Here is a 17,759-nt window from a genome sequence, read left to right as displayed (position 1 = left end):
ATTCGGTGACTGCCGCCGTACCGCGTTTCAGGGTTGTTTCACGTCCGGATCCTGCACGCCCTGACGGCGCAGCTCCAGCACCGTGGGGGTGATCGCGGCGATACGGGCGTCGATGCGGGCGCGGGCGACGTAATCCAGGTCCGGGCGCTTCTTCAGGTTGTTCAGCTGGATCAGGGCCTGTTCCGGGCGTCCGTTCAGGTAGGCGGCTTCGGCATAGGCCTCGCCGGCGCGGTTGCCGTCCCCGGCCAGCTCGCAGGCGCGGGCGAAGGTGCGCTGGAACACCGGGTCGTCGGCCGCCGCGGCCAGCAGCGGCCGCAGCACCGCCTGCGCGCGCTGGCCGGCGTCGCGCCCGCCTTGCTCGTTCAGCGCCGTGGCATAGGTCAGCGCCACCGCGCGGTTGCTCGGCAGGCGCTTGAGCAGGGCGTCGAAGCGCTGGTTGGCCTGCTGGACGCGGCCGTTGCGCGACTCGGCCTCGGCCACCGCCAGGCCCAGCCACCAGCTGTCCGGGTGCGCCTGCAGCAGTTCCTCCAGGGTCTTGGTCGCCTCCTGCGCGCTGCCGCCGCCGCGTAGCCGGGCCAGCGCCAGGCCGTAGCGCTGGGCGTCGCTGAGGCCCTGCTTGCTGCCCTGGCGCAGGCCCTCGTATTCGCGCACCGCATCGGCCGGGGTATTGGCGCTGAGCACGCGCAGGCGCTCGCGGGCCCATTCGAACTGGCCGCTGCCGCCGCGCGCGTAGGTGTCGAACGGCAGCTGCAGGCTGCCGGGCAGCAGCGGGTTGCTGGGCGCGCCCAGCGGCTGGCTCAGCGACACGTCGTTGGGATCGACCCGCTCCTGCAAGGTGCCGCCGGGCACGCGGGTGGTCAGGGTCACCGTGTTCTTCTTCATCTGCTCGGCGCGCTGCCGCGCCTCGCTGATGCGGGTGGTGGTGACCGGGTGGGTCATCAGGTAGTCGGGGGTGCTGTAGCCGCCCTGGTTGCCGCGCATCGCCAGCGACATGCGCTCGAAGAAGCCGGCCATCGCGTCCACGTCGTAGCCGCTGCGCGCCAGGGTGCGGATGCCCAGGCGGTCGGCCTCCGATTCGTTGGAGCGGGTGTAGTCGATCTGGCGCTGCTGCATCAGCCCCAGGCCGCTGGCGATCGCCGCCTGGGTGGCGTCGCCGCTGGAGCGGCCGCCGGCCTGCTGCGCGGCGACCACCGCGGCGAGCATGCCCAGCAGGATCGGCACCTGGTCGCGCTGCGCCCGCTCCACCCCGCGCAGCACGTGCTGCTGGGTGACGTGCGCGATCTCGTGCGACAGCACCGCGGCCACCTCGTCCTCGCGCTCGGCGGTCAGCACCAGGCCGGCGTTGACCGCCACGTAGCCGCCCAGCGTGGCGAAGGCGTTGATCTGGCGGTCGCGCAGCATGAAGAAGGTGTACTTCTGCTGCGGCTGGTCGCTGTTGGCGCCGAGCCGGGTGCCCATGGTCTGCAGCCAGTCGCCGATCAGCGGGTCCTCGAGCACGTAGTCGTAGTTGCGCAGCTCGGCCAGCATCATCTTGCCGTACTCGGCCTGGCGCGCCGGGGTCAGCAGCTCGCCGGCCGAGGAGCCGATGTCCGGCAGCTTGTTCTCCTGCGCCGGCGCCGGCGCGACGGCGAGCGCGGTCGCCAGGGTGATTGCGAAGGCAAGCGGCAGCGGGCGCAAGGCAGGCTCCAGGGAAGGGCGGGGCGCCGCAGGGCGGCGTCCGGGAACGACGGGTGAATCCAGGGTAATCCGCAGTGTTGCGGCAGCGGACTCGAAAATCCACCGGCCCGCTACCATAGTGGCTTGGACCTCTTACAGCGCCCGGAGTTTCCCATGGACAAGCAACAGGCCGACAACGGCCAGGCCGGCGGCCCGCCGATCACCATGTATTCCACCGCGATCTGCCCGTACTGCGTGGCGGCCAAGAACTTCCTCAAGAGCAAGGGCCGCAGCTGGACCGAGGTGCGCATCGACCTGGATCCGGCCGAGCGCGAGAAGATGGTGGCCCTGGCGCGCCGCACCAGCGTGCCGCAGATCTTCGTCGGCGATACCCACGTCGGCGGCTACGACGACATGATGGCGCTGCATCGCGCCGGCAAGCTGGAGCCTTTGCTCGACGGCCAGGCCCCGGAGGCCCGGGCGTGAGCGCTGCTGGCAGCGGCGGCGAGGGCGACGGCCAGCAGGACCGGGTACGCGAGTTCACCGAGTTCCGCCAGCGCATGAACCAGCGCATCCTGGCCGAGCCGAACCAGGTGGTGCGGCGTTTCTTCGCGCTCGACACCCAGACCTACCAGGCCGGCGCGCTGGACGTGAAGACCAAGGAGCTGCTCGGCCTGGTCGCCTCGCTGGTGCTGCGCTGCGACGACTGCATCAGCTACCACGTGGCCCAGTGCAAGGAGGCCGGGGTGCAGCGCGACGAGTTCTTCGAGACCTTCTCGGTCGGCCTGGTGGTCGGCGGCTCGATCGTGATTCCGCACCTGCGCCGGGCGGTGGATTTCCTCGACAGGCTCGAGGAAGGGGCAGCGGCCGCGCCGTCGGAGCACGCGCACGCCTGAGCACTGCCGGATCGGCTGATGCGCGCCGCCTGCGGGCGGCGCGCTGCGTTTCGGCCCGTGGCGGTTTGGGGCCCTTCACCGGCTTCGGGCATAATTACCAGTGAAACCTCCTTGCGCCTGCAGCCCGGGCTTCCGGTCGGCGCGCTCCCCCTCTGTACGGAAACCGCACCCCTATGACGCAGACAATCACGGTCATCCGTGGCGATGGCATCGGCCCCGAGATCATGGACGCCACGCTGTTCGTGCTCGACGCGCTGAACGCCGGCCTCACCTACGAATACGCCGACGCCGGCCTGGTCGCCCTGGAAAAGCACGGCGACCTGTTGCCGGCCGCCACGCTGGACTCGATCCGCAAGAACCGGATCGCGCTGAAGAGCCCGCTGACCACGCCGGTGGGCGAGGGCTTCAGCTCGATCAACGTGGTCATGCGCCGCCAGTTCGACCTGTACGCCAACGTGCGCCCGGCCAAGTCGTTCCCGAATACCAAGTCGCGCTTCGGCGCCGGCGTGGACCTGATCACCGTGCGCGAGAACACCGAAGGCGCCTACCTGAGCGAAGGCCAGGAAGTGTCGGCCGACGGCGAGACCGCGGTGTCGATGGCCAAGGTGACCCGCAAGGGCTCCGAGCGCATCGTCCGCTACGCCTTCGACCTGGCCCGCGCCACCGGCCGCAAGAAGGTCACCGCGGTGCACAAGGCCAACATCATCAAGTCGACCTCGGGCCTGTTCCTGAAGGTGGCGCGCGAAGTGGCGGCGAACTACCCGGAGATCGAATTCCAGGAAATGATCGTCGACAACGCCTGCATGCAGCTGGTGATGCGTCCGGAGCAGTTCGACGTCATCGTCACCACCAACCTGTTCGGCGACATCCTGTCGGACCTGTGCGCCGGCCTGGTCGGCGGCCTGGGCCTGGCCCCGGGCGCCAACATCGGCGTGGACGCGGCGATCTTCGAAGCGGTGCACGGCTCGGCCCCGGACATCGCCGGGCAGGGCAAGGCCAACCCGTGCGCGCTGCTGCTGGGCGCGGCGCAGTTGCTGGACCACGTCGGCCAGCCGCAGAACGCCGAGCGCCTGCGCAACGCCATCGTCGCCACGCTGGAAGCCAAGGACGGGCTGACCCCGGACCTGGGCGGCAGCGGCAACACCATGGGCTTCGCCAAGGCCATCGCCAGTCGCCTCTGAGCGCAGCGACGACCGCAGCAACGAAAAAGGGCGCCTCGCGGCGCCCTTTTTCTTGTGCTGAAGCTGGCGGCCCAGGGAACGGGCTTCAACGAATCCCACTCCCGAATCGCCAATCCCGGCCTTCCATCAATTGCGCGACTGCAACTTCGACAGCAGCCGCAGGAACTCGATGTACAGCCACACCAGCGTGACCATCAGTCCGAACGCGCCGTACCACTCCATGTACTTGGGCGCGCCCTGTTCCACGCCGCTCTCGATGAAGTCGAAGTCCAGCACCAGGTTCAGCGCCGCCACCACCACCACGAACAGGCTGAACAGGATCCCGACCGTGCCGGAGGCGTGGATGAAGGGGATCTGGATGTTGAAGAACCCCAGTACGATGGTCGCCAGGTATACCAGCGCGATGCCGCCGGTGGCCGCGACCACGCCGAGCTTGAAGTTCTCGGTGGCCTTGATCATTCCGCTGCGGTAGGCGAACAGCAGCGCGAACAGGGTGCCGAAGGTCAGCAGCACCGCCTGCAGCACGATGCCGTTGAAGCGGTGTTCGTACAGCGCCGAGATCGAACCCAGGAAGAAGCCTTCCACCAGCGCATACAGCGGCGCGGTGATCGGCGCCCAGGTCTTCTTGAAGGTGGTGATCATGGCCAGGACGAAGCCGCCGATGGCACCGCCCAGCACGTAGCCGATGATGCCCGGCGCGACCGCTTCGTTGCCGGCGGCGTCGACCGTGATCGACTGGCTCCAGGCGAACACGGCGGTGAGCACGGTCAGCAGCAACAGCGCGCCGGTCTTGTGGATGGTGCCGTTCAGCGTCATCGCCTCGCCGTCGCGCGAGACGACCGCGCCGCTGCCGAGGTCGAGGAAGGTGGATTCCTTCAAGGCGGGGTTGCCGCTGCGGATCATTGCTGTTTCTCCCTGTAATAAAGACGATTGGCCCGTGCCGGCCGCAAGCCACGAGCATAGCGCAGGCGGCGGTGGCGCGAATGTGCCGTTGACACCGGGCCGCGAGCTTCCCACAATAGCCGACCTTTCCGGCCTCGGCCGCGAGGGATGTTCCGCCGGGGTATAGCGCAGTCTGGTAGCGCGCCTGCTTTGGGAGCAGGATGTCGGGGGTTCGAATCCCTCTACCCCGACCAATCCGATGTCCAACGGCGGAGAGGAATGCGACAATCCGGCCCGGGCGCCCGTAGCTCAACCGGATAGAGCACCGACCTTCTAAGTCGGGGGTTACAGGTTCGATTCCTGTCGGGCGCGCCAACACCGGCGCCGGGCGGGAGATGCAAGAGTTTCAATGGTGGCTGTAGCTCAGCTGGTTAGAGTACTGGATTGTGATTCCAGATGTCGGGGGTTCGAGTCCCCTCAGCCACCCCATTGATCGCGTGACCCGCTGCTTCGCGGGGTGTTGCAACGAAGCAAAAAAGCGCATAAAATGCGCGACTCAGTTTCAGGGCCGTTAGCTCAGTTGGTAGAGCAGTTGACTCTTAATCAATAGGTCCAAGGTTCGAATCCTTGACGGCCCACCAAAACAAAAAGGCATCTGCTCCGGCAGGTGCCTTTTTCTTTGCCGGCAGGCCTGCAACAATGCCCAGGCGAGCGTTCCGGCGCCGCAGCGCGAAAGTGGCGGAATTGGTAGACGCCCTGGTTTTAGGTACCAGTGCCGCAAGGCGTAGGGGTTCGAGTCCCCTCTTTCGCACCATCCCGGCGCATCGGGCGCGGTCCATCCGTCCTGCGCATTGCGGGTGGCCACGCAGGGTCTGGCCGCGACCGTTCCGGCCTGTGCTGGCAGGCATCGCGGGAATAGGCGAAACTATCCGGCTGCGGCGGCCGTCCCGTGCCCGCGTCAACCCGTATTTCTCTACATCGTGCCGGAAGCCGCGGGCTCCCGGTGGCAGGAGTCCACATGCAAGCTTCGATCGAAACCACCGGTACCCTGGAACGGCGTCTGACCTTCACCCTGCCGGAGGAGCGCCTGGAAACCCATATCGGCGGCCGCCTGCGCGAAGTCGCGCGGACCGCGCGGATCAAGGGCTTCCGTCCCGGCAAGATCCCGCCGAAGGTGATCGAGCAGCGCTTCGGGCCGCAGATCCGCGCCGAGGCGCTGGACGGCCTGCTGCGCGAGACCTTCGACTCGGCGGTGCGCGAGCACGAACTGCGCCTGGCCGGCAATCCGCGCATCGACCGCGCCGGCGACAACGAACTGCAGTTCGTGGCCACCTTCGAAGTGGTGCCGGACTTCGGCGACATCGACGTGGCCAAGCTGCAGGTGGTGCGCCACACCGCCGAGGTCACCGACGCGGACATCGAGCAGATGATCGAGAACCTGCGCCTGCAGCGCCGCACCTGGCAGCCCGCCGGGCGTCCGGCGCAGGACGGCGACCTGGTGACCCTGGAGACCTGGTCGCAGGCCGGCGACGAGCGCCTGCCCGCCGAGGGCGTGGAGAAGGGCAGCAGCGTGATCGGCTCGGGCGTCATGTTCCCGGCGATCGAGCAGGGCCTGGTCGGCCTGTCCAAGGACGAGGAAAAGACCCTGACCGTCGATTTCCCCGCCGACTGGCGCGTGCCGCAGTTCGCCGGCAAGCAGGTCCAGGTGCACGTGAAGGCGGCCGACGTCGCCGCGCCGGTGCTGCCGGAGGTGGACAAGGAGTTCATCAAGAGCTTCGGCGTGAAGAGCGGCGACGCCGAGCAGTTCCGCAAGGATATCCGCATCAACCTGGAGCGCGAGCTCAAGGGCGCCCTGATGAACCGGCTGCGGCGCGAGGTCGGCGAGCAGCTGATCGCCGCCTACGCCTCGGTGGAAATGCCGCCGCGGCTGGTCGAGAACGAGGCGCGCTCGATGCTGGCGCAGCAGGTGGAGCAGCTGCGCCGCTCCGGCCGCGACCCGGGCCAGGTGCCGGACGACGCCCACCAGGGCTTCGTCGATGCCGCGCGCAAGCGCGTGCTGGTCGGCCTGCTGGTCGGCGAGGTCGCCCGCCGCAACGAACTGCGCCTGGACCCGAAGCGGGTCTCCGAGACGCTGCGCCTGATCGCCTCGACCTACGAAGAGCCGGAACAGGTCATTGAGATGTACCGCAACGACCCCCAATTGATGGGGGGACTGCAGAGCCGTGTGATGGAAGAGCAGGTGATCGACTGGATCGCCGAGCGCGCCCAGCACACCGAGCAGGCGATGACGTTCCAGGAAGCGATCCGCCAGTAAGGCGCCGCTTCGCGGCGGCCCGCATGTTGCATGTGGGTTGGAGACGCAATCCAAGCCCCCGCAGCCGTGGGGGCGCGACACGATGCGAAACCCTGCACATCCCCGTGCAGGGATTACACAAAAGCAGGAGTTCCCGCGTGGACAATGTGACCAAGGCCTTGAATCTGGTTCCGATGGTGGTCGAGCAGACCAGTCGCGGCGAGCGTGCCTACGACATCTATTCGCGCCTGCTGAAGGAGCGGCTGATCTTCCTGGTCGGCCCGATCGACGACCACATGGCCAACGTGATCGTGGCGCAGATGCTGTTCCTGGAAGCGGACAATCCGGAAAAGGACATCAGCATCTACATCAACTCGCCGGGCGGCGTGGTCACCGCCGGCATGGCGATCTACGACACCATGCAGTACATCAAGCCGGACGTGAGCACCATCTGCGTCGGCCAGGCCGCCTCGATGGGCGCGCTGCTGCTGGCCTCGGGCGCGGCCGGCAAGCGCTATGCGCTGCCGAATTCGCGGGTGATGATCCACCAGCCGCTGGGCGGCTTCCAGGGCCAGGCCACCGACATCGACATCCACGCGCGCGAGATCCTGACCCTGCGCGCGCGGCTGAACGAGATCCTGGCCAAGCACACCGGCCAGTCGCTGGAAACCATCGCCCGCGATACCGAGCGCGACAACTTCAAGAGCGCCGTCGACGCGCAGGCCTACGGCCTGGTCGACCAGGTGCTGGAGCGTCGTCCGGAAGAGTCGATCCAGCCGGCATAAGGCTTGCATGTACTGCAAAACGCAGCGTATTCCGCAGGGCCGGGGTCGGGCTAGCGTCCTCCCGGCCCTGTGCTATTCTCGAAATCGAACCCCCGTTCATCGGGTGGGGTAACTGGGTAAGCGAAGCAATGAGCGAAGACCGGCAAGGCCGTTCCGGCGACAGCAACAAGATTCTGTACTGCTCGTTCTGCGGCAAGAGTCAACACGAGGTCCGTAAGCTGATCGCCGGGCCGAGCGTGTTCATCTGCGACGAATGCGTCGAGCTGTGCAACGACATCATTCGCGAGGAGCTGGAGGAGAAGGCGCAGTCCGCACGCAGCAGCCTGCCCAAGCCCAAGGAAATCCTCGAGGTGCTGGACCAGTACGTGATCGGGCAGCTGCGCGCCAAGCGCACGCTCGCCGTGGCCGTGTACAACCACTACAAGCGCATCGAGAGCCGCCAGAAGAACGACGAAGTCGAACTGGCCAAGTCCAACATCCTGCTGGTCGGCCCGACCGGTTCGGGCAAGACGCTGCTGGCCGAGACGCTGGCGCGGCTGCTCAACGTACCGTTCACGATCGCCGATGCGACCACGCTGACCGAGGCGGGCTACGTCGGCGAGGACGTGGAGAACATCATCCAGAAGCTGCTGCAGAAGTGCGACTACGACGTCGACAAGGCGCAGCAGGGCATCGTCTACATCGACGAGATCGACAAGATCTCGCGCAAGAGCGAAAACCCGTCGATCACCCGCGACGTGTCCGGCGAAGGCGTACAGCAGGCGCTGCTGAAGCTGATCGAAGGCACGGTGGCCTCGGTGCCGCCGCAGGGCGGGCGCAAGCATCCGCAGCAGGAATTCCTGCAGGTGGACACCAAGAACATCCTGTTCATCTGCGGCGGCGCCTTCGCCGGGCTGGACAAGGTGATCCAGCAGCGCTCCAACGACGTCGGCGGCATCGGCTTCGGCGCCAAGGTGAAGAGCTCCGAGCGCAAGCGCGAAGTCGGCAAGATCCTGGCGGAAGTGGAGCCGGAAGACCTGATCAAGTTCGGCCTGATCCCCGAGTTCGTCGGCCGCCTGCCGGTGGTCGCCACGCTCGAGGAACTGGACGAGCCGGCGCTGATCAAGATCCTCACCGAGCCGAAGAACGCGATCACCAAGCAGTTCAAGAAGCTGTTCGAGATGGAAGGCGTGGAGCTGGAATTCCGGCCCGACGCGCTGCTGGCCATCGCCAAGAAGGCGCTCAAGCGCAAGACCGGCGCGCGCGGCCTGCGCACCATCGTCGAGTCGGTGCTGCTGGACACGATGTACGAGCTGCCGTCGCAGGAGAACGTCAGCAAGGTGGTCGTAGACGAGTCGGTGATCGAGCACAAGTCCGAGCCGTACCTGATCTACCAGACCCCGCCGCCGGCGCCGAAGGTGGCCTCCGCCGAGTGAGGCCCGGGTGAGGCCGCGGCGCTGTCCTGCCGCGGCCTTCGCGACCGGCTAAGCGGTTGAAAGAAAAGGGGCTTTTCCGCTGCCCTTGCATCATCCAGCCGATGGCCCCATAACGGGGCCATCGGCATTTTTATGCCCGCCTTTTCCGCATTCCCGTCTCCCACATCGGAACCCTCATGGCCCAGTCCAAATCCGAAGTCCTCGACCTGCCGGTCCTGCCGTTGCGCGACGTCGTGGTCTTCCCGCACATGGTCATCCCGCTGTTCGTCGGCCGCGACAAGTCGATGCGCGCGCTCGAGCACGCGATGGAGGCCGACAAGCGCATCCTGCTGGTCGCGCAGAAATCCGCCGAGACCGACGACCCGGTGGCCGCCGACCTGTACAACGTCGGCACCCTGGCGCAGGTGCTGCAACTGCTGAAGCTGCCCGACGGCACCATCAAGGTGCTGGTCGAAGGCCTGTCGCGGGTCAGCGTCGACAAGGTGGTCGAGCGCGACGGCGCGCTGCAGGGCGAAGGCAGCGAGATCGATGCCGCCGAGTCGCGCGAGGAGCGCGAGGTCGAGGCGATCGCGCGCTCGCTGATGGCGCTGTTCGAGCAGTACGTCAAGACCAACCGCAAGCTGCCGCCGGAGCTGCTGCAGACCCTGTCGGGCATCGACGAGCCGGGCCGCCTGGCCGACACCATCGCCGCGCACATCGGCGTGCGTCTGTCCGACAAGCAGCGCCTGCTGGAAACCCTGGAAGTGGGCGAGCGCCTGGAGATGCTGGTCGGCCTGGTCGACGGCGAGATCGACGTGCAGCAGCTGGAGAAGCGCATCCGCGGCCGGGTCAAGTCGCAGATGGAGAAGAGCCAGCGCGAGTACTACCTCAACGAGCAGATGAAGGCGATCCAGAAGGAACTGGGCGATCTGGACGACGCGCCGGGCGAGCTGGAGGAACTGGCGCGCAAGATCGCCGAGGCGGGCATGCCCAAGCCGGTGGAGACCAAGGCCAAGGCCGAGCTCAACAAGCTCAAGCAGATGTCGCCGATGTCCGCCGAGGCGGCGGTGGTGCGCAACTATCTGGACTGGCTGCTGGGCGTGCCGTGGAAGAAGCGCAGCAAGGTGCGCAAGGACCTGAAGGTCGCGCAGGAAACGCTGGACGCCGACCACTACGGCCTGGAGAAGGTCAAGGACCGCATCCTCGAATACCTCGCGGTGCAGTCGCGGGTGAAGCAGATGAAGGGCCCGATCCTGTGCCTGGTCGGTCCGCCCGGCGTCGGCAAGACCTCGCTCGGCCAGTCCATCGCCAAGGCGACCAACCGCAAGTTCGTGCGCATGTCGCTCGGCGGCGTGCGCGACGAGGCCGAGATCCGCGGGCACCGCCGCACCTACGTCGGCTCGATGCCGGGCCGCATCGTGCAGAACCTCAACAAGGTCGGCAGCAAGAACCCGCTGTTCGTGCTCGACGAGATCGACAAGATGTCGATGGACTTCCGCGGCGATCCGTCCTCGGCGCTGCTGGAAGTGCTCGATCCGGAACAGAACAACGCGTTCAACGACCACTACCTGGAAGTGGACCTGGACCTGTCGGAAGTGATGTTCGTGGCGACCTCCAACTCGCTCAACATCCCCGGCCCGCTGCTCGACCGCATGGAGGTGATCCGCATCCCCGGCTACACCGAGGACGAGAAGCTCAACATCGCCATGCGCTACCTGGTGCCCAAGCAGCTGAAGGCCAACGGCCTGAAGGGCGATGAGCTGGAGATCGCCGCCGACGCGATCCGCGACATCGTGCGCTACTACACGCGCGAGTCCGGCGTGCGCAACCTCGAACGCGAAGTGGCCAAGATCTGCCGCAAGGTGGTCAAGGAAATCGCGCTGGCCGGCCCGCAGGCGCCGGTCGCCAAGAAGGCGGCGGCGAAGAAGGGCGCGGCGGCGCGCAAGGACAAGCCGCGGGTCAGCGTCGGCTCGAAGAACCTGGACAAGTACCTGGGCGTGCGCCGCTTCGATTTCGGCCGCGCCGAGGAGCAGAACGAGGTCGGCCTGGTCACCGGCCTGGCCTGGACCGAGGTCGGCGGCGACCTGCTGCAGATCGAATCGACCCTGGTCCCGGGCAAGGGCGCGGTGATCCTGACCGGCCAGCTCGGCGACGTGATGAAGGAATCGGCGTCGGCGGCGCTGTCGGTGGTGCGTTCGCGCGCCGAGCGGCTCGGCATCGAGGTCGACTTCCTGCAGAAGCACGACGTGCATCTGCACGTGCCCGATGGCGCCACGCCGAAGGACGGCCCCAGCGCCGGCATCGCGATGGTGACCTCGCTGGTGTCGATGCTGACCAAGGTGCCGGTCAAGGCCGACGTGGCGATGACCGGCGAGATCACCCTGCGCGGCCGCGTCTCGGCGATCGGCGGGCTCAAGGAGAAACTGCTGGCGGCGCTGCGCGGCGGCATCCGCACCGTGATCATCCCCGAGGAGAACCGCAAGGATCTGGCCGACATCCCGGACAACGTGACCCGCGATCTGAAGATCGTGCCGGTCAAGTGGATCGACGAAGTGCTGGACCTGGCGCTGGAGACGCCGCTGAAGCCGAAGGCCGCCGCCGACGGCGAGGCGCCGCCGGTGCGGCGCAAGCCCAAGCCGAAAGCATCCTCCAACGCGCGCGTCAAGCACTGAAAGGCGCTGAACCGCACCCGCCCGAGCGGCCGAAACCCGCGCCGTTGCTGGCTTTTCGGCTTGCGCGGGTGGGAGGCCGCTGGTATAAATGCACGACTTGCGAGCACCGCGAACGGGCGTGCTTGGTAGTGAAACATCAATCGGGGGCCTCGTCCCGGACGAGGCAGGCCATGCCGCCATCCGATCCTCAATTCCGCGGTTTTCTGCCGCACATGGAGTCATCAAGAAATGAATAAAGCCGAACTGAACGACGCTATCGCCGCCGCTGCGGATATCTCCAAGGCCGAAGCCGGTCGCGCCGTCGACGCCTTCGTGTCCGAAGTCACCAAGGCGCTCAAGAAGGGCGACAGCGTGACCCTCGTGGGCTTCGGCACCTTCCAGGTGCGCGACCGTGCCGAGCGCACCGGCCGCAACCCGAAGACCGGCGACTCGATCAAGATCGCCGCGTCGAAGAATCCGACCTTCAAGGCTGGCAAAGCGCTGAAGGATGCCGTAAACTAATCGACTCGCTAGGGTGCTTAGCTCAGCGGTAGAGCGTCTCCTTTACACGGAGAGGGTCGGGGGTTCGAAACCCTCAGCACCCACCAGAGCACCGAGCGACAAGTTTCAAAAGCGGAGTGGTAGTTCAGTCGGTTAGAATGCTGGCCTGTCACGCCGGAGGTCGCGGGTTCGAGTCCCGTCCACTCCGCCAGTTGTACCGAAGCCCCTGAGAAATCGGGGGTTTCGTTTCTCGAAGCATCCGCCGCGCCTCGCGCTGCGCAGATACGAAGAGATCGCGGGCCTTGGCGCCTGCCTCCGTTCAAAAAGCGGAGTGGTAGTTCAGTCGGTTAGAATGCTGGCCTGTCACGCCGGAGGTCGCGGGTTCGAGTCCCGTCCACTCCGCCAGTTTTGTACGCGAAACCCCCGAGCGATCGGGGGTTTCTTTGCGCCAGGCGCCGGCGCCGTCCGCGCGGCAAGCCATTCCGCGACGGGGCGTGAAGCGGGTTAAACTGCGCGGCTCGCCAACAGGCCTCGGTTCCCAACCAATGCTGCAGAAACTCCGCGAAAAGACCTCGGGCTGGATCGCCACCGCGATCATCGGCCTGTTGATGATTCCGTTCCTGTTCGTCATCGACAGCAGCTACCTCGGTGGCGTCGGTGCCAACAACGTCGCCAAGGTGCAGGCGCCGCCGTCGTGGTGGTCGTCGGCGCCGTCGTGGTGGCCGGTCTCGTTGCTGTGGAAGCATCACGAGGTGAGCACGGAGCAGTTCCGCGCGCGCTTCGAGGAAGAGCGGCAGCAGGAGCGGCAGCGGCAGGGCGAGAACTTCGATCCGCGCGAGTTCGAGAGCGCCGACAACAAGCGCAAGGTGCTCGACCAGCTGATCGACGAGCAGGTGGTGAAGCTGGCTTCCGAGCAGGCCGGCGTGGTCATCGGCGATGCCGCGGTGCGCGACTACATCAGCACCATCCCGGCCTTCCAGAACGACGGCAAGTTCGATCCGGAACGCTACCGCCTGGCGCTGGCCTCGGGCACGCCGCCGCGCACGCCGGCCATGTTCGACCAGCTGGTGCGCGACGGCCTGCAGCAGTCGTTGATCCCGACGGCGCTGGGCGAATCGGCTTTCGCGACCCAGCAGGAAACCGAGCGCCTGCTGAAGATGCTGAGCGAGACCCGCGACGTGGAGCTGGCGCTGCTGCCGGAGCAGCCGGCCGACACCACGCCGGTCAGCGACGCGCAGGTGCAGCAGTGGTACGACGCGCACCAGGCCGACTTCAAGCAGCCCGAGCGCGTGTCGATCGAATACGTCGAACTGGACGCGTCCAAGCTGCCGCCGGCCAAGCCGGCCGACGAGGCGACGCTGCGCAAGCGCTACGAGGACGAGAAGGCGCGCTTCGTCGAACCCGACCAGCGCTTGGCCTCGCACATCCTGATCAACGCCGGCAAGGACGCCGCCGCGCAGAAGGCGGCCGAGGCCAAGGCCGCCAAGCTGGCCGCCGAGGCCAAGCAGCCCGGCGCCGACTTCGCCGCGCTGGCCCGCGCCAATTCCGAAGATCCCGGTTCCAAGAATGCCGGCGGCGACCTGGGTTGGGTCGAGAAGGGCGTGATGGTCAAGCCGTTCGAGGACGCGTTGTTCGCGATGAAGGCCGGCGACATCGTCGGCCCGGTCAAGAGCGAGTTCGGCTACCACGTGATCCAGCTGCGCGAGATCAAGGGCGGCCAGGGCAAGAGCTTCGAGCAGGTGCGCGACCAGCTCGCCGGCGAGCAGCTGCAGGCCGACAACGAGAAGGCCTTCAGCGAACTGAGCGGACGGCTGGTGGACCTGGTCTACAAGAACCCGACCGCGCTGGCGCCGGCAGCCAAGGACGTCGGCCTGCCGGTGCAGACCCTGGGCCCGTTCTCGCGCGCCGACGCCAGCGGCGTCGCCGCGCAGCCGGCGGTGCTGCGCGCGGCGTTCTCCGACACGCTGGTGCAGGACGGCACGGTCAGCGACCCGATCACCCTGGGCCCGAACCACAACGTGATGATCCGCGTCACCCAGCACCTGCCGGAACAGACCCAGCCGCTGGCCAAGGTCCGCGAGCAGGTGGTCGCCGCGGTGCACGCCGATCGCACCGCCAAGGCCGCCGCAGCCAAGGCCGATGCGCTGCTGGAGAAGCTGCGCAAGGGCGAGACGCTGCAGGCGCTGGCCGGCCCGGAGCAACTGCAGCTCAACCCGATGCCGGGGCTGCCGCGCACCGTGCCGATGCCGAGCCCGGAAGCCAACCGCGCGATCTTCAGCGCGCCGCCGCCGGCCGAAGGCAAGCCGTCGGTGGGCAAGGTCGAGCTGTCGGCGAACGGTGTGCCGGGCGGCGCCAAGCGCTACGCGCTGTTCGTGGTCAACAAGGTGAACCCGGGCGACCTGAGCAAGGTGCCGGCCGAGCAGCAGGCCACGCTCAAGCAGCAGCTGGGCCAGATCGAGGGCGCCGCCGCGGCGAAGGCCTATATCGACGCGATGCGCAAGCGCTACAAGGTCAGCGTGCAGGAAGCGCAGCTGTAAGCGCCGCTTGCGCCGACGCGTGATGCGAACAAGCCCGGTCCTGCCGGGCTTGTTCGTTTCCGGCACCTGCGCCGGGCATTTGGGGCATTCGGATGCGCGGCGGGTGGGCGACGCGGTCGCGGCGTGACGCGGCCGCTGTGGCAGGGCCGCACGGCCGGAGCTCTTCCATCAGCGGCTCGCCATCCTGTAGGAGCGACTTCAGTCGCGACGGGCTTTCCCGGGAAAGCCCGTCGCGACTGAAGTCGCTCCTACAAGTGTATCGCTGGAGTCGAACCTGGCGCCGCGCGGATGTCGGTGGGTCCCGCTGCCGCAGGACGCCGCGCTATTCCTCGTAGCTCAGCACCATGCCCGGGCGCAGCACGCTGCGTGCGGACAGGCCGTTCTTCGCCAGCAGGGTCTGCACGGTGATGCCGTAGCGCTTGGCGATGGTCCAGGCGGTGTCGCCGTCGCGGACCGTGTGGGTGCGGCGCGCCGACGCGGTGCGCGAGCGGATCCGCGGCGGCGTGGCCTCGCTGGCGCTGGCAACGGTCCTGGCCGCCGGCGCCGCGATCGGCGCCTGCGCCGCCGCCAGCGCGTCGGCGGCGGCCGTGGCGGCGCTGCCGCCGCTGCCGACCGGCGCCAGCACCGGCAGCGCGCGCCTGCTGTTGCGCGCGCTGCCCAGCGCCGGGTTCAGGCGGGCGACCTGATTGCCCTGCAGCGCCTGCTGCCGCGCCCAGTCGTCCAGCGCCATGCCGGCGGGCAGGGTGCGCGCCTGCAGGATCGGCACCTCGCGGTCCAGCGAGGCCATCCACTCGTCGCGGGTCTGCGCCTGCTCCAGCACGCAGGCCAGCGCATGCAGCTTCTCGACGTAGGCGTAGGTGATCGGCGACAGCCCGGGCAACTTGTCAGGCTTCGCGTTCTGCGCGTTCATGCCGGCGCGGCGCATCGACTGCAGCACGCGGTACTCGCCGGCGTTGTAGGCCATGATCGCCAGGCGCCAGTCGCCGCCGAACATGCCGTGCAGGGTCTTCAGGTAGCGCACCGCGGCGCGGGTGGAGTCCACCGCCGACAGGCGCCCGTCGTAGCCGCCTTCGACCGGCACGTCGTGGTTGCGGGCGGTGTCGGCGATGAACTGCCACAGCCCGGCCGGGCCGCTGCTGTTGCGCGCGGCGGGGCGGTAGCCGCTCTCGACGAACGGGATCAGCGCGAATTCGGTCGGCAAGTCGGCGGCGCGCAGTTCGTCGACCACGTAGCCGAACAGCGGCAACACGTCCTCGTCCTCGTTGGCCAGGCGCGCCGGCGCGCGCGAGAACTGCTGCTTCCAGCGCGCGTCGGTGGCGCCGTTGTCGCATTGCGCGTCGGCCAGGCCGTCGCGGAAGCTGGCCAGGATGGTATGGCCGTTACGGGTGGTCGCCGGCGGCAGCGCCGCGGGGTCCGTCGGCAGCGCGTTCAGCCCGGCAACGGTCTGCTCCAGTGCGGCGCCGACCGGCGCCGCGGCGCTCGCGGAAGGGGACGCCGACGCGATGGCCAGCGTCAGCGCCGCCGTCAACAGCAGCGACCTCATGCGCGGAAATCGTCTTTCCAGCGCCTCAATTCGGCGAATACCTCCACTTCGTCGCGCGCGCTGCGGCCGAGCCGGGCAGCGACCGCCTGCTGGATCGCCGCCGAGGCGGTGCGCAGGAACGGATTGGTCGCCATTTCGCCGGCGAGCGTGACGGGAACAGTGGGACGGGCAGCATGACGCATGGCCTGGACTTCCTGATGGCGCTGCCGCAGGGCAGCGTTGGTGGGATCGACCGTGACGGCGAATGCCGCATTGGCCAGGGTGTATTCGTGTCCGCAACACACCAGCGTGGCGCCCGGGAGGGCGGCCAGCCGTTGCAGCGAACCCAACATCTGGGAGGGCGTACCTTCGAACATCCGCCCACAGCCCAGGCTGAACAGCGTATCGCCGCTGAACAGGTGGCCGTGGCCGACATAGGCCACGTGCGAGCGGGTGTGCCCGGGCACGGCGAGGGTCCGCCACTCCCATTCCAGCGCCCGGACGCTGTCGCCGTCGCCCACGCGCTGGCTGGCGAAGGGGATCCGCGGCTCGTCCGGGGCGTACACGGGCAGGTCCGGCCAGCGCTCGCGCAGGGCCGCCACGCCGCCGATGTGGTCGTCGTGATGGTGGGTCAGCAGCACGGCGGCCGGTTGCAGCCCTTGCGCTGCCGCCTCGAACACCGGTTCGGCCTGGCCCGGGTCGACCAGCACGGCGCGGCCGTCCGCGGCGGCGATCGCCCAGATGTAATTATCCTGGAATGCGGGCAGGGCGATCAGTCGCATAGAATTGGCACCATGCCTGCCGCCCCATTCCCCCGTCAAGCCGCTGTCTCATCCTGGTTTGATACGGTGGTGGCGCAGCAACTGCTCCAGGCCGAGCAACCGCTGATCCTCGACGCCCTGCTCGGGCGCCCCGCGCAGCCCTGGTTGTGGCTGGCGCCGGTGCCGTTCGCGCCGCTGGCGCGCGAGCTGCCGGGGCGCGGCGTGCGCCTGCACCGCACCGCGCGCGGCTATGCCGGCGACTTGGTGTGCACGCTGCCGCTGCCGTTGCCGTCGGAGAGCGTCAACGCGATCGTGCTGCAGCACGTGCTGGGCGCCGACGCCGCGGCGCTGCTGGAGGAATGCGAGCGGGTGCTGCTGCCGGGCGGGCGGCTGTGGCTGTTCGCGCTGAACGCGATGAGTCCGTACCGGCTGCGCTGGCGCCGGCAGGGCCTGGTGGCGCGGCCGCCGGGCAGCTGGCGCGGACTGCTGGAGCAGGCCGGGCTGCCGTGCGTGGAGCACCTGCGCTATCTCGGGCCGGTCTGGCCGACCCGCGGCGGCGTCGGCTCGGCGACCTCCGGCGCGCCGCTGCGCGCGGTGTGCCTGCTGCAGGCGGAGAAGCGCACCGCCGCCGGCATCGGCCCCATTCCGCTGCGCGCGCCGGTCCGCTGGCGCGGCTCGGCCGCCTCCATCTGATTCCTGG

General features: G+C 68.2%; 14 protein-coding genes and 8 tRNA genes. 18 read left to right on the top strand and 4 right to left on the bottom strand.

Features of this window, described 5'->3' with window-relative positions; genetic code table 11:
* Positions 1-27: 27 nt before the first annotated feature.
* The gene (locus OCJ37_RS15635; protein WP_263110640.1) at positions 28-1,677 is read right to left on the bottom strand and encodes a M48 family metalloprotease; all 1,650 of its coding nucleotides are present in this window, start codon (positions 1,675-1,677) and stop codon (positions 28-30) included.
* 153 nt (positions 1,678-1,830) lie between these two features.
* On the opposite strand from OCJ37_RS15635, the gene grxC reads away from it, so the two are divergent.
* From grxC to OCJ37_RS15620, 3 genes are all read left to right on the top strand, one after another.
* Complete coding sequence (gene grxC / locus OCJ37_RS15630) at positions 1,831-2,142, top strand: glutaredoxin 3 (protein WP_263110639.1); 312 nt, start codon at positions 1,831-1,833, stop codon at positions 2,140-2,142.
* 74 nt (positions 2,143-2,216) lie between these two features.
* Positions 2,217-2,552, top strand: coding sequence for a carboxymuconolactone decarboxylase family protein (locus OCJ37_RS15625; RefSeq protein ID WP_263113705.1), 336 nt, complete (start codon positions 2,217-2,219; stop codon positions 2,550-2,552).
* A 173-nt stretch (positions 2,553-2,725) separates the two neighbouring features.
* Positions 2,726-3,733 (top strand): isocitrate dehydrogenase, encoded by a 1,008-nt coding sequence (locus OCJ37_RS15620; RefSeq protein WP_263110638.1) that lies wholly within the window; start codon positions 2,726-2,728, stop codon positions 3,731-3,733.
* Positions 3,734-3,859: 126 nt separating this feature from the next.
* On the opposite strand, the gene OCJ37_RS15615 is transcribed toward OCJ37_RS15620, so the two are convergent.
* A complete protein-coding gene (locus OCJ37_RS15615; protein ID WP_263110637.1) occupies positions 3,860-4,636 on the bottom strand; it encodes a Bax inhibitor-1/YccA family protein in 777 nt (258 codons plus the stop codon).
* A 156-nt stretch (positions 4,637-4,792) separates the two neighbouring features.
* Between OCJ37_RS15615 and OCJ37_RS15610 the strand changes: the two genes are divergently transcribed.
* The 14 genes from OCJ37_RS15610 (at position 4,793) to OCJ37_RS15545 (ending at position 14,776) form a co-directional block, all read left to right on the top strand.
* A tRNA-Pro gene (locus OCJ37_RS15610) sits at positions 4,793-4,869 on the top strand.
* Between the two features lie 44 nt (positions 4,870-4,913).
* Positions 4,914-4,990, top strand: a tRNA-Arg gene (locus tag OCJ37_RS15605).
* 37 nt (positions 4,991-5,027) lie between these two features.
* A tRNA-His gene (locus OCJ37_RS15600) sits at positions 5,028-5,104 on the top strand.
* Positions 5,105-5,180: 76 nt separating this feature from the next.
* Positions 5,181-5,256: transfer RNA gene (locus tag OCJ37_RS15595), tRNA-Lys, on the top strand.
* An 88-nt stretch (positions 5,257-5,344) separates the two neighbouring features.
* Positions 5,345-5,429, top strand: a tRNA-Leu gene (locus OCJ37_RS15590).
* Between the two features lie 204 nt (positions 5,430-5,633).
* On the top strand, positions 5,634-6,929 hold the full coding sequence (gene tig / locus OCJ37_RS15585) for a trigger factor (RefSeq protein WP_263110636.1): 1,296 nt from the start codon (positions 5,634-5,636) through the stop codon (positions 6,927-6,929).
* A 137-nt stretch (positions 6,930-7,066) separates the two neighbouring features.
* Complete coding sequence (gene clpP / locus OCJ37_RS15580) at positions 7,067-7,693, top strand: ATP-dependent Clp endopeptidase proteolytic subunit ClpP (RefSeq protein WP_184411657.1); 627 nt, start codon at positions 7,067-7,069, stop codon at positions 7,691-7,693.
* Between the two features lie 128 nt (positions 7,694-7,821).
* Positions 7,822-9,108, top strand: a complete 1,287-nt coding sequence (clpX, locus tag OCJ37_RS15575) for an ATP-dependent Clp protease ATP-binding subunit ClpX (protein WP_263110634.1) — start codon at positions 7,822-7,824, stop codon at positions 9,106-9,108.
* Between the two features lie 176 nt (positions 9,109-9,284).
* A complete protein-coding gene (lon, locus tag OCJ37_RS15570; protein ID WP_263110633.1) occupies positions 9,285-11,759 on the top strand; it encodes an endopeptidase La in 2,475 nt (824 codons plus the stop codon).
* Between the two features lie 228 nt (positions 11,760-11,987).
* Positions 11,988-12,260 (top strand): HU family DNA-binding protein, encoded by a 273-nt coding sequence (locus OCJ37_RS15565; protein WP_009607753.1) that lies wholly within the window; start codon positions 11,988-11,990, stop codon positions 12,258-12,260.
* A gap of 11 nt (positions 12,261-12,271) precedes the next feature.
* A tRNA-Val gene (locus OCJ37_RS15560) sits at positions 12,272-12,346 on the top strand.
* Between the two features lie 27 nt (positions 12,347-12,373).
* Positions 12,374-12,450, top strand: a tRNA-Asp gene (locus OCJ37_RS15555).
* Between the two features lie 117 nt (positions 12,451-12,567).
* A tRNA-Asp gene (locus tag OCJ37_RS15550) sits at positions 12,568-12,644 on the top strand.
* Between the two features lie 140 nt (positions 12,645-12,784).
* Positions 12,785-14,776, top strand: coding sequence for a peptidyl-prolyl cis-trans isomerase (locus OCJ37_RS15545; protein WP_263110630.1), 1,992 nt, complete (start codon positions 12,785-12,787; stop codon positions 14,774-14,776).
* Positions 14,777-15,098: 322 nt separating this feature from the next.
* On the opposite strand, the gene OCJ37_RS15540 is transcribed toward OCJ37_RS15545, so the two are convergent.
* Together OCJ37_RS15540 and gloB are read right to left on the bottom strand one after the other, a co-directional pair.
* The gene (locus OCJ37_RS15540; RefSeq protein WP_263110629.1) at positions 15,099-16,319 is read right to left on the bottom strand and encodes a lytic transglycosylase domain-containing protein; all 1,221 of its coding nucleotides are present in this window, start codon (positions 16,317-16,319) and stop codon (positions 15,099-15,101) included.
* Positions 16,316-17,080: a hydroxyacylglutathione hydrolase gene (gloB, locus tag OCJ37_RS15535; RefSeq protein ID WP_263110628.1), complete on the bottom strand. Its 765-nt coding sequence runs from the start codon at positions 17,078-17,080 to the stop codon at positions 16,316-16,318. Before gloB ends, OCJ37_RS15540 begins: the two co-directional genes overlap by 4 nt.
* Before the next feature lie 12 nt (positions 17,081-17,092).
* Here gloB and OCJ37_RS15530 point away from each other — a divergent pair, with 12 nt between their 5' ends.
* On the top strand, positions 17,093-17,752 hold the full coding sequence (locus OCJ37_RS15530; RefSeq protein ID WP_263110627.1) for a methyltransferase domain-containing protein: 660 nt from the start codon (positions 17,093-17,095) through the stop codon (positions 17,750-17,752).
* The last annotated feature ends 7 nt before the right edge of the window (positions 17,753-17,759 follow it).

Origin of the sequence: Xanthomonas sp. AM6 (assembly GCF_025665335.1) — a bacterium.
Lineage (GTDB): Bacteria > Pseudomonadota > Gammaproteobacteria > Xanthomonadales > Xanthomonadaceae > Xanthomonas_A.
The sequence above is the reverse complement of the archived record's forward strand: the minus strand, read 5'-3'. Positions and strand labels throughout refer to the sequence as shown.